Source organism: Rhizobium sp. BR 362 (assembly GCF_036528765.1).
Classification (GTDB): Bacteria; Pseudomonadota; Alphaproteobacteria; order Rhizobiales; family Rhizobiaceae; genus Rhizobium.
Genome location: NZ_JARWGH010000003.1, coordinates 121,009 through 133,397, shown reverse-complemented (window position 1 = coordinate 133,397; position 12,389 = coordinate 121,009). Strand labels below are relative to the sequence as shown.

General features: G+C 60.1%; 12 protein-coding genes and 1 riboswitch. Of the genes, 4 read left to right on the top strand and 8 right to left on the bottom strand.

Annotated features, from left to right (window positions below; genetic code table 11):
- Positions 1–132: 132 nt before the first annotated feature.
- The 4 genes from QDY28_RS04975 to QDY28_RS04960 form a co-directional block, all read right to left on the bottom strand.
- On the bottom strand, positions 133–885 hold the full coding sequence (locus QDY28_RS04975) for a crotonase/enoyl-CoA hydratase family protein (protein ID WP_331380558.1): 753 nt from the start codon (positions 883–885) through the stop codon (positions 133–135).
- A 10-nt stretch (positions 886–895) separates the two neighbouring features.
- On the bottom strand, positions 896–2,674 hold the full coding sequence (locus tag QDY28_RS04970) for an acyl-CoA dehydrogenase (protein WP_331380557.1): 1,779 nt from the start codon (positions 2,672–2,674) through the stop codon (positions 896–898).
- A 224-nt stretch (positions 2,675–2,898) separates the two neighbouring features.
- Complete coding sequence (locus QDY28_RS04965; protein WP_331380556.1) at positions 2,899–3,435, bottom strand: OmpA family protein; 537 nt, start codon at positions 3,433–3,435, stop codon at positions 2,899–2,901.
- 13 nt (positions 3,436–3,448) lie between these two features.
- Positions 3,449–4,120, bottom strand: a complete 672-nt coding sequence (locus tag QDY28_RS04960; protein WP_331380866.1) for a L,D-transpeptidase — start codon at positions 4,118–4,120, stop codon at positions 3,449–3,451.
- A gap of 429 nt (positions 4,121–4,549) precedes the next feature.
- On the opposite strand from QDY28_RS04960, the gene QDY28_RS04955 reads away from it, so the two are divergent.
- A complete protein-coding gene (locus tag QDY28_RS04955) occupies positions 4,550–5,551 on the top strand; it encodes a transporter (RefSeq protein WP_331380865.1) in 1,002 nt (333 codons plus the stop codon).
- A 75-nt stretch (positions 5,552–5,626) separates the two neighbouring features.
- On the opposite strand, the gene QDY28_RS04950 is transcribed toward QDY28_RS04955, so the two are convergent.
- Positions 5,627–6,097 (bottom strand): BA14K family protein, encoded by a 471-nt coding sequence (locus tag QDY28_RS04950; protein ID WP_331380555.1) that lies wholly within the window; start codon positions 6,095–6,097, stop codon positions 5,627–5,629.
- Positions 6,098–6,396: 299 nt separating this feature from the next.
- On the opposite strand from QDY28_RS04950, the gene QDY28_RS04945 reads away from it, so the two are divergent.
- A complete protein-coding gene (locus QDY28_RS04945) occupies positions 6,397–7,350 on the top strand; it encodes a glycoside hydrolase family 25 protein (protein ID WP_331380554.1) in 954 nt (317 codons plus the stop codon).
- Positions 7,351–7,370: 20 nt separating this feature from the next.
- Here the strand turns inward: QDY28_RS04945 and QDY28_RS04940 are convergent, their stop codons facing one another.
- The 3 genes from QDY28_RS04940 to QDY28_RS04930 all read right to left on the bottom strand — a co-directional run bounded on the left by QDY28_RS04940 (position 7,371) and on the right by QDY28_RS04930 (position 10,640).
- Positions 7,371–8,453: a 2Fe-2S iron-sulfur cluster-binding protein gene (locus QDY28_RS04940; RefSeq protein WP_442967478.1), complete on the bottom strand. Its 1,083-nt coding sequence runs from the start codon at positions 8,451–8,453 to the stop codon at positions 7,371–7,373.
- Positions 8,454–8,461: 8 nt separating this feature from the next.
- Positions 8,462–9,706, bottom strand: a complete 1,245-nt coding sequence (locus tag QDY28_RS04935; protein WP_331380552.1) for an aromatic ring-hydroxylating oxygenase subunit alpha — start codon at positions 9,704–9,706, stop codon at positions 8,462–8,464.
- 101 nt (positions 9,707–9,807) lie between these two features.
- Positions 9,808–10,010, bottom strand: a riboswitch (cobalamin riboswitch).
- 216 nt (positions 10,011–10,226) lie between these two features.
- Complete coding sequence (locus QDY28_RS04930; protein ID WP_331380551.1) at positions 10,227–10,640, bottom strand: ACT domain-containing protein; 414 nt, start codon at positions 10,638–10,640, stop codon at positions 10,227–10,229.
- Positions 10,641–10,739: 99 nt separating this feature from the next.
- On the opposite strand from QDY28_RS04930, the gene QDY28_RS04925 reads away from it, so the two are divergent.
- Together QDY28_RS04925 and QDY28_RS04920 are read left to right on the top strand one after the other, a co-directional pair.
- A complete protein-coding gene (locus QDY28_RS04925; RefSeq protein WP_331380550.1) occupies positions 10,740–11,351 on the top strand; it encodes a DUF6656 family protein in 612 nt (203 codons plus the stop codon).
- 58 nt (positions 11,352–11,409) lie between these two features.
- The gene (locus QDY28_RS04920) at positions 11,410–12,384 is read left to right on the top strand and encodes an L-threonylcarbamoyladenylate synthase (protein WP_331380549.1); all 975 of its coding nucleotides are present in this window, start codon (positions 11,410–11,412) and stop codon (positions 12,382–12,384) included.
- The last annotated feature ends 5 nt before the right edge of the window (positions 12,385–12,389 follow it).

The following is a 12,389-nucleotide window of genomic DNA, read 5'->3' as shown; positions in this document are numbered from 1 at the left end:
GCGCTCCGCCCCAACTGTGCGGAAGGGGCAGATTAATCTTCTTTGGCTGAGCGCAAAAGATCAGCCCTCATGGTGAGGCGGGAGCAAAGCGACCCTCGAACCACGAGGGCGGATGGGGGAAAAGAATATCCCTCACCGCTTCATGAACGCCTCGAAAGCCGCCCGCGCTTCCGCGCTCTTCAACTGCGCCGCAAAGTGTTTTGCCTCTTCGTCGATACGAGCGAGCACATCCTCCGTCGAGCCGCGCATCAGGTCGCGCGCGATCCGCAGCGCCTCGGGCGGTTTGGCCGCGAGTTTGGCGGCGAGCGCCAGGGTTTCGGGTTCAAGCGCCTCCGGCGTGGTGACCTTCCAGATCAGGCCGGCATCTTTTGCTTCCGCGGCAGAAAAGCCCTCCCCCAGAGCGAGCAAAGCGAAAGCGCGCTGATGGCCCATGAGCCGCGGCGCGATCAGGCTGGAGGCGGCTTCGGGGACAAGAGCGAGATCGACGAAGGGGGTCTTGAACAGGCTGCGGTCGGAGGCGATCGTCAGGTCGCAATGGAGATGGATTGTGGTGCCGATGCCGATCGCCAGGCCGTCGACGCCGGAGATGACAGGCTTTTTCGACGTCGCCAGTGCGGCCAGAAAGTCCAGCACCTCGCGGCCCATGCTGCCGCTCATGGCGAAGGCCAGGAAATCGGCGAGATCGTTGCCAGCGGAAAAACAGCCTTCGCTGCCGAGGAAGGCGATGACGCGGATATCCGACGTCTCATCCGCTGCCCGCAGCGCATCCGTCATTGTCTGATACATAGCGCGGGTGAAGGCATTTTTCTTTTCCGGCCGATTGAAGCGGATCACCTGCACGTGCGGCGCAGTCTCAGGGCGTTCGATCAGGATATGGTCGGTCAAATGTATGTCCTCAGGCAAGAGCGATGCGCGCAGCTTCGAGGCTGGAAGCGCCGGCGACGATGCGATCAGTGAGTGCGGTGGTTTCGGCCAGCATGTTTTCCGCAGCAAAGCGGCAGAGCGCGATGCGCTTTTTCCCCTCGCCGTCCGCAACATCAGCCAGACCGCCCTTGGCGAGATAGCAGCCCGTCAGCACGAGGCCGAAGAGCCGCTGATAGGATGTGGCACCCGCGAGAGCCTCCGCGATACGGCCCTCCGCCTGGCGCGCCAGCAGCCATTCGCTTGCCGCTTCGAGATCGGTGATGGCAGCGTAGAGCCGGGCAGCCGTTTCGCCGAAACCGTCCAGATTGGATTTCTCAACGGCATCGGCGATCTCGCGCAGCTCGTGGGTGAAGCCACGCAAATGGTCCCCGCCGGCAATTGTCAGCTTGCGCGTCACGAGGTCGATCGCCTGGATGCCGTTAGTGCCTTCGTAGATTGGCGCGATGCGGGCGTCGCGCAAGAGGCGGGCCGCGCCAGTCTCCTCGATGAAACCCATGCCGCCATGCACCTGAATGCCGAGCGAGGCGACATCGACGCCGGCATCGGTGGAGAAGGATTTGGCGATCGGCGTTAACAGGGCAGCGCGTTCCTGCCAATACCGCGCCCTGCCGGGATCGCGATGCGACATGTCGATTGCCTCGGCGCAGGCATAGCAGATGGCGCGTGAACCCTGCGTCAGCGCCTTCATCGTCAGCAGCATGCGGGCGATGTCGGGATGTTCGATGATCGGGCTCATGCCTGCGCTGGTCGTACCCGGCGCCCGGCCCTGCGTGCGCTCTTTTGCGTAGGCGACGGCCTTCTGTGTTGCGGCTTCGGCAATCGCCACGCCCTGGATGCCGACGGCGAGGCGAGCGTTGTTCATCATCGTGAACATGCAGGCGAGCCCCTTGTTTTCTTCACCGACGAGCCAGGCAACTGCGCCCTTCTCGGTCCCATATTTGCCGTCGCCATAGATCATCGTGCAGGTGGGCGAGCCGTGGATGCCGAGTTTGTGCTCCAGCGAATGGGCGAAATAATCGTTGCGGGCGCCGAGCGAGCCGTCGTCGTTCACAAGAAATTTCGGCACCAGGAACAGGGAGATGCCGCGGGTGCCGGCAGGCGCATCCGGAAGGCGGGCAAGCACGAAATGGATGATATTCTCCGCCGCCTCATGATCGCCCCAGGTGATGAAAATCTTCTGGCCGAACAGGCGATAGGTGCCATCGTCGCGGCGTTCGGCGCGGGTGCGCAGCGCGCCGACATCGGAGCCGGCATGCGGCTCAGTCAGGTTCATCGTGCCGGCCCATTCTCCGGAAACCAGTTTCGCCAAATACCTGCGCTTAAGGTCCTCGCTGCCGTGAGCGAATAGCGCCTCGACCGCGCCCATGGTCAAGGTCGGTGCGAGCCCGAAGGCCATGGAGGCGGAGTTCCACATTTCCAGCGTCGCGATATTCAACATATGCGGCAGACCCTGGCCGCCAAATTCCTCCGGCGCCGTCAGCCCATTCCAGCCGCCGGCAATCCAGTCGCGATAGAGCTTTTCCCAGCCATCCGGCAGCACCACCTTACCGTCGACAAGCTTCGCGCCCTGACGGTCGCCGATCTCGGCAAGCGGTTCCATCACGTCGCAGGCAAACCGGCCGGCCTCCGTCAGGACGGCGTCGACGACGTCGCCGCCGAGATCGCCAAGACGCCCCTCTTCCATCGCTCGCCCCATGCCGGCGACATGCTTCAGCGTAAACGCGATTTCCTCGACCGGCGCCTTGTACATGAAATCCTCCTCCACAATAATTATGCCCACAGTCTGCCTCACCCAGGCTATCGGCCACATGATATTTACAGCTAATTGATTTTTACGTAAACGTCAATTTTGAAGAAGCGATATGGAGATGCCGTGTGGGGTTGTCTGCTCGCCCAGCAAATATCATTTCGTCGGGTCTGGAAGCATCCAAATCATGGATGGTCGACGGAATTCACTCGCCTGAAGTCCTGTGATCAGAGCGAGTCGCGCTGGGTGCGCAGATTGGAGACGACGCGCCGGTTCTGCACCTTGCAGGAGCGGCTCGTGCAGTCGCGGACCTCGCGGTCGTTGCCGTATCCCTTGGCCCACATGCGGTTGGCATCCACGCCCCTCGAGACGAGATAGGTCATTACCGTATCCGCACGTGTCTGTGACAGCCTCGCCATCTGTGATGCGGATCCGGAATCGTCGGCAAATCCCTGCAGCTTGACTTGCCACTGCGGGTTGCTGTTGAGCCAGATGGCCTGCTTATCCAACGTTGTCTTGGCGATGGGATCGAGCGTGGACGAGTCCTGCGTGAAGTAGGTCCGTCGGCCGACATTCAGAATAAAGTCCTGTTCGCTGCCAGCGACGACATTCTCGAAACCGGGCGCCGGATCGTTGGTCTGTCCGGTCATCGGCGGCACGGCGGGTTCCTCCACCTCCGCGATATCGGTGGTGCTGCAGGCGGCAAGCGTCAGGAGCGTTGCTGCAGCGACAAGCAGCCTCGAATATCCGATCAAAGCAGACATTAGCGCATATCCCTCATTGAAGCGGAGTTGCTTGGCTTAGCCGGGCGGCACTTTCAGCCTGGTCGGCAATGTGCGGCAGTACTTGCACCGCAGTGCCAATGGGGCAACGCTGATAAAGATCGATGGCATCTTCGTTGAACATGCGAATGCAGCCGCTGGAGGCATCCTTGCCGATGCTGCCCGGCTCCAGAGTACCATGGAAGCGGTAGCCGGTATCGACGCCATCGCGATGCAAATACATGGCGCGCGGCCCAAGCGGGTTCTTCGGAGAACCTCCCTCGACGTATTCAGGCAGTTCGGGGTGGCGCTGCCGCATCTCCGGTGGCGGCGTCCAGCGCGGCCAGAGCGATTTCTGGTCGATCGTGGCGCGGCCATACCATTTGAATCCCTCGCGGCCGACCCCGACGCCATAGCGGATAGCAGTCTTGTTCTCCATGATCAGGTAGAGAAAATGATGTGTGGTATCGACAACGACGGTGCCAATCGGCTCGCTGCTGAAATATTTGACAACCTGGCGCTGCCACTTCCTGTCGATCTTGGCAAAGTTCGTACTTCGGAACGTCACGCCATTGTCGACGCTGGTGCCGGAAAAATAGGAAGACGCAGCGAATGCCGGTTTCCGGACCGCCACAGTGCCAAGTGAAACCAAACCACCAAGCAAAATATCCCTGCGCGTCCACCCCATTGGCAAAATCCCCCATAAGCCAATCAGCAAGCGCTCATGTAAAACAGATTTTTCAGTTCCCACAACCTAAAAATTAAACTGCTCAGCATCCTCAGGTGGAGCGGTGATTGCCTCCTGTGTACGTTAGTGCGCGATTGCCCAACGTACCAGCACGTGACGTAACGGTACCATTTCGTTGATTCAGGTCTGTCGCACTGCCCCATAATGCTGAAATTCCGTAGATGCTGAATGGCGCCCAGGATTGCGAATCCATTTTGTTTCCCGAGAAGTCGCATCGGAATCAAACCGGCGATCTTCCAGCCACGCCATGCCCACCTGCGGCATATCCGCCTTCCCAAACGATTGTCGCGCCGCGGCCGGGGCTTGCATAAACAATCGTCATGAACAATGACTATGGCAATTCCCTTGATGGACACGAACAACCCGGCCATGAACACGATCACGTCAACCACCACGATACCCGGTCTCGTCTGGGCCTATCGCCTGCGCCCCGGCGCGGGTAAGCCGGAGCGGCTATCCGACGATACCGACCGTACCGCGCTGTTTGCCGAAGACGGTTTCCTGTGGCTGCATCTCAGCCTGGTCGATGCCCGCGTGCCTGCCTTTTTGGAGGATGCACCGGGCTTGAACGAAGTGGCCCGTGTGGCGCTCACCACCCATGAGACGCATGCGGCGCTCACCGTCGACGAACAGATGCTGTATGGCACGCTGGTCGATTTCCAGCGCGAATTCGATCAGGACACGCGCGACATCGGCTGGCTGCATTTCGTTCTCACCGACCGCATGCTCATCACCACACGGCTGCAGCCGCTGCGCAGCGTGGAGCGGGCGCGCATGCTGATCGAAAAGAATGCCGCCAAATTCGTCCGGCCGCTCGATATTTTCGAACTGCTGGTCGTCGAGTTCCAGCGCACCCTGATCTCGCTGGTCATCGAGATGACCGAGGAGCTCAACCTCATCGAGGATTTCGTTTACGAGAACGCTCCGCGGGATGAACGCCGGCGGCTGGCGCCTGTGCGCCGGACGATCGTGCGCCTGCACCGGCATTTGCGCACCGTTTTGACACTGATGCGGCGTGCTGCGGCATCCGATGACGACGAGATGCCGCTCGGTTTCGAGGATGTCGCCGGCCGCCTGACGGGCCGGCTGGAAGCGGTCGATCACGACGTCTATGCGCTGCAGGAACGCGCCAGGCTGCTGCATGAAGAAATCGACTCGAAGCTTTCCTCCGAGATCAACCGTCATCTCTACATTCTGTCGATCATGACGGCTTTCCTGCTGCCACCGACACTGGTCACCGGCTTTTTCGGCATGAATACGTCAAATTTGCCATTTTCAACCGGTGGCGGCGGCACGGAGTATGCCGTCGGGCTCATTGTCGCTTCGATGGTATTATCCTGGTGGCTGCTGAAGCGGGTCAACATTCTCTAACAGTGCGATAGCGATCAAAAAGAACCGCCCGGCGAACGACCGGGCGGTTGGCGTTGTTAGCTCTGAATTTCTTGCTCAATAGTAGGGCGAGTAGCACTGCTGCCGGGGACCGCGATTGGGCTGGAACGTATTGTCGTAAGCGCGATAGGACCGATAGCGCGCTTCGCACCATTCGACATGGCGTGGGTTGATGCCTCCAGCCGGCGCAACGTAACGCGGCTGGCTGGCAATCGCACCGCCGATGATGGCTCCGGCGCCAAAGGCTGCCAGCGGGTACCAATAGCCATCATAATAGCGGTAGCCATGACGATAGCCCGGATAACCGCGATAGCCGCCGTACCAGCCGCGGCGATAATACGGATAGTACCCGCCGTGATAACCGCCATAATGGCGCCACTGAACCTGCTGGATGTCGGCAGGTTCTGCCTTGTCTGCTGCCGCAACGGGCGCGGCGGGCATCTGCATTGCGAAGGACGGGGTGAAGCTCGTCAGAGCGACGGCGGCCGAAACAGCGATGGTCGCAATTTTCGCACGGAAACCAAGCATTTATATCTCCATTCCCTGGCTTATATTGTGCTCAGGCAACAAATAACGTTCCGTGTTGGGGAAGGTTCCCCAAGACAGGGTTCGAGTTACCAACCGCGTCGCGCGTTCATGATGACGCGCCAAGACGCGGCGGCGGCGCATAGTCATTCCCTTAAATTCCTACCAATTTAAGGAGCTATGCGCGGACCCCACGTTTAATTTATAGCGATTTCATCCTTAACCCAGGATTAACCACCGATCCTTACCATTGTTTCATGAAGGGATACCGGCAGACTCACCCTCTGATTTGCAGTTTCCTGATGGTTCTGGCGCTGCTGGGACTGGCTTCCCGGCTTGCGGCCGCTGAGAACCAGCCCTGGAACGATCCCCAGAACGCCCTCATCGTCGATGCCTACGAGTTGAACACCATCGATTGGGACCAGCTTCTCCAGGACAAGCGCATCGCCGGCTTCATCTCCAAGGCTTCCGACGGCCTGCCTGAAAGCTTTAGCTGCACCGGCGATCACGCCGGCGACAGCTTTGCGCACTGTAAGACGATGTGGCGCAAATATGCCGTCAGTCGCGAGCTCTATCAGACCCGCCGCATGCTGGCGAAAATGAACGGCCTGCTCTGGGGTGCCTATCACCTCGGACGGCCCGGCAACCCGGTCGACCAGGCCAATCATTTTCTGGATTATGCCGATCCGAAACCGGACGAATTGATGGTGCTCGATATCGACGGTCTGGATCCGACGCAGTTCATGTCGCTGGATGACGCCCAGATCTTCGTCGGTCATATCAAGGTGAGAACAGGCCGCTATCCCATCCTCTACACCAATCACAACACTGCCAAGTATATTGCCGATCATCGGGAGGATTACCCGATCCTGTCGCGGCTGCCGTTGTGGTACGCCCGCTACAAGCCGGATGTGAAGGGCACCTTCCCCCTCGGCAATTGGGACAATTACGTGCTCTGGCAATTCTCCTCGTCCGACAATTGCTCGGAGAAGACCTGTCCTTACCGGGTGCCGGGAACGCTCACTGATATCGATGTCAACGTCGTGCAGATGACGAAGGTGCAGCTCGCCAAGATATGGCCGCAGGGCGATCTGTTGCCCGCCAAACCGGAGCCGGCCCCCATGATCATTGCCAAGGGGCCGAGCTGCACTGCACCACTGCAGACGCTCGTCTCGCTGATGATCGATCCCATCGTCACGGCCGCCACGCGGCCTAAACCGGTCGAAATCAACGAGCTGAATTATCAGGATTTCTAGGGCATCCGCTATGACAAGCTCTAGGCTTCTATCTGCACATCCGATTTAGGCCGAGAGCAGCAGGCGAGGATGTAGCCTTCCTCGATCTCATCGTCGAGGATGCCACCATTGTGGTTCATCTCGACCTCGCCGGAGAGCTTCAACACGCGGCAGGTGCCGCAAAGGCCGGATTCGCAGGCAGCGCCAATGCGGATGCCGGCGCCGCGCGCGGCCTGCAGGATCGTCTGGCCTGGGGCGCAAGCGACATCCCGGCCGGCCATGGTGAAGCGGATGGAGGTCGCCGCCTCCGTCGAGACGTCATCGCCGACTTCGGCCGGCGGCATTGCCGCCTGCACCGGCTGAAAGCTTTCCTGATGGTAGCGCGCCATGTCGAAGCCGTGCGCTTCCAGCATGGAACGGACAGCGTCCATGAAGACTTCCGGGCCGCAGCAGAAGATGGTGCGCTCCATGAAATCAGGCGCCAACAGTGCGATCTTCGCCTTGTCGATGCGTCCTTTCAGCCCCGACCAGAGATCAGTGCGGCCGCAGCCCTCGACGATGAAGCCGAGATCGAGGTTCGGCATGAAGCGGGCGAGGTATTCCAGCTCCGAGCGGAAGATAATGTCGGCCGGACTGCGCGAGCAATTGACGAATGTGATGTCCGAGAGCGGCGCGGTATCGGCCATATACCGCGTCATCGCCATCATTGGCGTGATGCCGGAACCGGCCGATACGAAGAGATATTTTTCGCCGGGATGACGGACATGGCTGAAATCGCCGAGCGGTCCAAAAGCCTTGATGCGCATGCCGGGCTTCAGATTTTCGAACATCCAGCGCGTGCCGACGCTGTCCTTCTGCGCCTTCACGGTAACGGCGACGGAAAAGGGCCGCGAGGGCGTGGACGACAGCGTGTAGGTGCGCAGGACCGGCTCGGGAGCCGCCGGCAGTTCCAGGGTCACGAACTGGCCGGGCAGATAGCGGAACCAATTGTCCTTGTCGGAGCGGAATGTGAAGGTCATCACATCCGGTGCTTCCGGCGTTGACGACAGGCATTCCAGCAGATGCTGCCTGTCGCTCCATGGCTGCATCTGGTCCAGGTGGTGATGGCGGAGAGAGATGGTCATGTTCATACTCAGGCAACCGCCGACAGCTTGGCCTGATCGCCCTGCAGCCGGTTGATCATGAAATTCGAGTACCATTCGACGAATTGCATCACGCCGCCTTCATGGAGTTCCGAATAGGGACCGGGCTCGTAGGCCGGCGAGCGGATTCCGAAGGCGTTTTCCTCAACGATGCGGCGATCCTGATCATTGGTTTCCGTCCAGACATGGGTCAGCTCTTCGAGGTTATAATCGACGCCCTCGACCGCATCCTTGTGCACCAGCCATTTGGTGGTGACCGCGGTCTCCTCGGCGCTGATCGGCAGGACGCGGAAGGAAATGGCATGGTCGCCGAGAAGATGGTTCCACGTCGTCGGGTAGTGGAACAGCAGCATCGCGCCGATATTGTTGATGGTCACGTCGGGTGATAGCGGCCGCTTGACCGCACGCTCGCCAGACATGGTGTAGCTTTCAGCGCCACCGATCAGCGGCATGCGGGCAGCGCGGAACTGACCATCCGGCGAGATCTTGAATTCGCTCGGCAGACCGGCGGCTTCGCAGCGCTGCCAGTGCTCGGCGATGACGGGATCGTTCATGGCGCCCTGCACACCGGTGACGGTCGGCGCTTCCGGGAAGGTCCGGCAGAGTTCCGGATGATTGCCGGCGCAGTGGTAGCACTCGCGATTGTTCTCCCATACGAGCTTCCAGTTGCCCTTTTCGATAATGGTGCTCTGGAAGGCAACCTTCGTCTCGCCGATGCGATGCGGCGCCATGTACGGCTCGATCGCAGCGCGGACCGAGGAGAAATCCGGGGCGTTCTTCGCGAGACATATGAAGATATAGCCGCCGACGCTTTCGCAATGAACCGGCTTCAGGGAGAATTGGTTCTTGTCGAAATCCTCCGCCATCTGCCGGGCGAAAAGCAGTGAACCGTCGAGCTCGTATGTCCACTGGTGATAGGGGCAGACAAGCTTGGCCGCGGAACCGCGCTCGGAGGCGCAGACACGCGAGCCGCGGTGGCGACAGCTATTGTGGAAGGCGCGGATGACCTGATCCCGGCCGCGGACGATAACCACGGGATAATCGCCGATCTGGACGGTGAAATAATTACCCGCACGCGGCACTTCGCAATCATGGCCGATGAACAGCCAATCGCGATAGTAGATCATCTCCATGTCGAGCTTGAAGTAATCGGGGTCCGTGTAGAAGGCCTGCTCCAGGCTGAAACCCTGGCGGCGGTTCTTCAATTGCCGCAGAACATTGGTGCCGATATCCATTTGCCTATCCTCGTGCAATGCCAGGCAGCAGGCAGAGGACATGCATCGGCCGGCCGTAAACAGCTCAGCGCGTTGCCCGCCGACCGCCCGCCGCGGTCAGTAAAATCTATAGTCTCAAGGCTGGTTTCCGGGCTCTGGAGCGGTCCTCGAGAGGACCCCATGGCGCCTTCCCAGGCAGTCTGAACCCAGTGGCTTTTTTGCCATGCCTTACTCCACCACCGTTGCGGGGGCAGCGCCGGACTTTGACCGGCTTCCCAAATTCTCCGTCTCCCTAGCAGGAGGCACCTTGAGATTGAGGTCATCATAGCTATCGCCCCGCCGGCTGCTCTGCTGCAATGCGACATCGGCTTCGAAATTGGCGACAGGCGAGATGAAGTTTGGAAATGGAGCGAATATGGGCGCGACAATGCGAACAAATTCAATTCATTATCGCGCCGCCGACAAGACGGGTGCCCGCGTGGGCCGCTTTGCGCTCCATGACGCTTTATCTTGATTGCGACAGAGCGTTCGGCGGCCGATTTTAGAGAGGATCTTGGCCGGCGGAGAGCGCCTTGAGTGCCGCCATGGCACGGGCGGCATCGGCGGTCGGCACGAAGATATGATCATGATAGTAGGCCGCAATGACATTGGCGCTGATGCCCTCGTTTCCGAGCGCCGTGGCAAAGGCGGCGGTCAGGCCGACCGCTTCCAATGAGGAGTGGACGTCGAGAGTGATCATTCGCATCACGGGTTCCGCCGGAAGCCTCGCCCGCCGGGCCGCCTCGATCGGAAGGATCAGGGTCATCCCCTCCTTTTCCTGGAACATCCCGATTGGATTCAAATGAACGTAGTTTGTCAGTGCGGATACGGGCACGCTGCAAAAGACGAATTCGCCGTCAACGAGATTCGGTTTCATGCTCGAAATCAAGAGTTTGAGATCGGTGATGCCCGGCATGGTTCTGATCCTCCTCAAACCGTCAGCACGCTGGCTTAAGCCCGGCTCAAGCTAGGCGATCTATCAACTGGTATCCATACCCATACCGTGAGTGCCGCCATGGCCAAGCTCAGATATTTCGACGCCAAGAAGCCTGCCGAACCGGAACCGGAGTTGCCGGCGGCCTCCCATAGCGAATTCCTGCGCACCGGCCGCATCACCCGCGATAGGGCACATTGGCTGGCCGAAGAGCGGCGCTATCTCAGCTATGAAGAAGTGGCCGAACGCACGGCGAACAAGTTGCGGAATGCCGGAGAAAAAACCCATGATCGGCTGAATAGTTTTCACCAATCGATTCGTTTTCCGAAGCTGATCTTCCATCACACGCTGAAGGATACGCCGCATCTCGGCTATTGCCATGTCACCGCGGCGCGAACGCAATTCGCACAGTATGAAGAGGTGAGCTGGGCCTTCTACATCGCCAATTTCTTTGCCCGCATCGGCCAGAACGACAATTTCTTCGAAAATATCAGCCTTAAATATTCGCGGATGTATTTTGCGGTCGCCGTCCATCCGGATCAGGAGTCGCCGGAAAAGAAACTGACGATCAATCGCGAGATCAGAGGCAACGGCGTGCTCTTCCACACGCATGATCCGCAGATCGCCATTCGCAATGTATTGCTGCTTGGCGCGCGCAACGAACAGCTCCGCGACATCATTCGCCAGCTTTGATCATTGATCCTCAAACTTGAAAAGCATAAGAACGGCCTGAACGGCAACCGGTCAGGCCATGGCGCGACACATAGACATTCTCCAACAACCGGAAACGGCGATCGCTGAGGCATCGGCAACACTTGCCGAGGGGCTGCCGATCGGGTTGCCGACCGAGACAGTCTATGGGCTTGCCGCTGACGCCACCAATCCCGCCGCCATTACGCGCATTTACGAGACGAAGGGGCGGCCACGCTTCAACCCGCTGATCTGCCACATGAGCGATCTCGCCATGGCGGAACGGTATGCGATCTTCGACCCGATCTCGCGGAAGCTGGCAGAAGCCTTCTGGCCCGGTCCCTTAACCCTCGTCCTGCCACTGCGGCCGGGAAGCGATATCCATCCGCTGGCGACGGCGGGGCTTGATACGATCGGGATCCGCGTGCCGCAGGGTTTTGCGGGCGATCTGATCCGGGCCTTCGGCCGGCCGCTCGCCGCTCCCAGCGCCAATACGTCCGGCAAGATCAGCGCCACCAGCGCCGATCATGTCCATGACGATCTCGGCGAACGGATTTCCCTGGTCCTCGATGCCGGCGCCTCGGTCGTCGGAGTCGAATCGACCATCGTCAAGGTCGAAGACGGAGAGATGCGTCTGCTGAGGCCGGGCGGTCTGGCGGCGGAGGAGATCGAGCGGGTCGCAGGTCAGCCACTCAAGCGAAAGAACGGCGCCTCGCCGGCCATCGAAGCCCCGGGCATGCTTGCGTCTCATTATGCGCCGGGCGCCGCTGTGCGGCTCGATGCGACGGCTGTTTTGCCCGGCGAGGCGCTGATCCGTTTCGGCCGGCCAGACATTGGCGGGGTGGAGAAGGCCGCGATGGTGCTCGACCTCAGCCCGTCCGGCGATCTTTCGGAAGCCGCCGCCAATCTATTCGATTTCATGAAGCGCGCCGATGGCAGCGGAGCGGCAACGATCGCATTTTCGAGCATTCCCGACGAAGGCCTCGGCGAAGCCATCAACGACCGGCTGCGCCGTGCGGCCGCGCCAAGAGAGTAAATCCG

Coding starts and splice junctions, on each gene's coding strand:
- QDY28_RS04970 (WP_331380557.1), bottom strand. CDS start 2,674: ATGTACAAGGCGCCGGTCGAGGAAATCGCGTTTACGCTGAAGCATGTC.
- QDY28_RS04965 (WP_331380556.1), bottom strand. CDS start 3,435: ATGTCTGCTTTGATCGGATATTCGAGGCTGCTTGTCGCTGCAGCAACG.
- QDY28_RS04960 (WP_331380866.1), bottom strand. CDS start 4,120: ATGGGGTGGACGCGCAGGGATATTTTGCTTGGTGGTTTGGTTTCACTT.
- QDY28_RS04955 (WP_331380865.1), top strand. CDS start 4,550: ATGAACACGATCACGTCAACCACCACGATACCCGGTCTCGTCTGGGCC.
- QDY28_RS04950 (WP_331380555.1), bottom strand. CDS start 6,097: ATGCTTGGTTTCCGTGCGAAAATTGCGACCATCGCTGTTTCGGCCGCC.
- QDY28_RS04945 (WP_331380554.1), top strand. CDS start 6,397: ATGGTTCTGGCGCTGCTGGGACTGGCTTCCCGGCTTGCGGCCGCTGAG.
- QDY28_RS04940 (WP_442967478.1), bottom strand. CDS start 8,453: ATGACCATCTCTCTCCGCCATCACCACCTGGACCAGATGCAGCCATGG.
- QDY28_RS04935 (WP_331380552.1), bottom strand. CDS start 9,706: ATGGATATCGGCACCAATGTTCTGCGGCAATTGAAGAACCGCCGCCAG.
- QDY28_RS04930 (WP_331380551.1), bottom strand. CDS start 10,640: ATGCCGGGCATCACCGATCTCAAACTCTTGATTTCGAGCATGAAACCG.
- QDY28_RS04925 (WP_331380550.1), top strand. CDS start 10,740: ATGGCCAAGCTCAGATATTTCGACGCCAAGAAGCCTGCCGAACCGGAA.
- QDY28_RS04920 (WP_331380549.1), top strand. CDS start 11,410: ATGGCGCGACACATAGACATTCTCCAACAACCGGAAACGGCGATCGCT.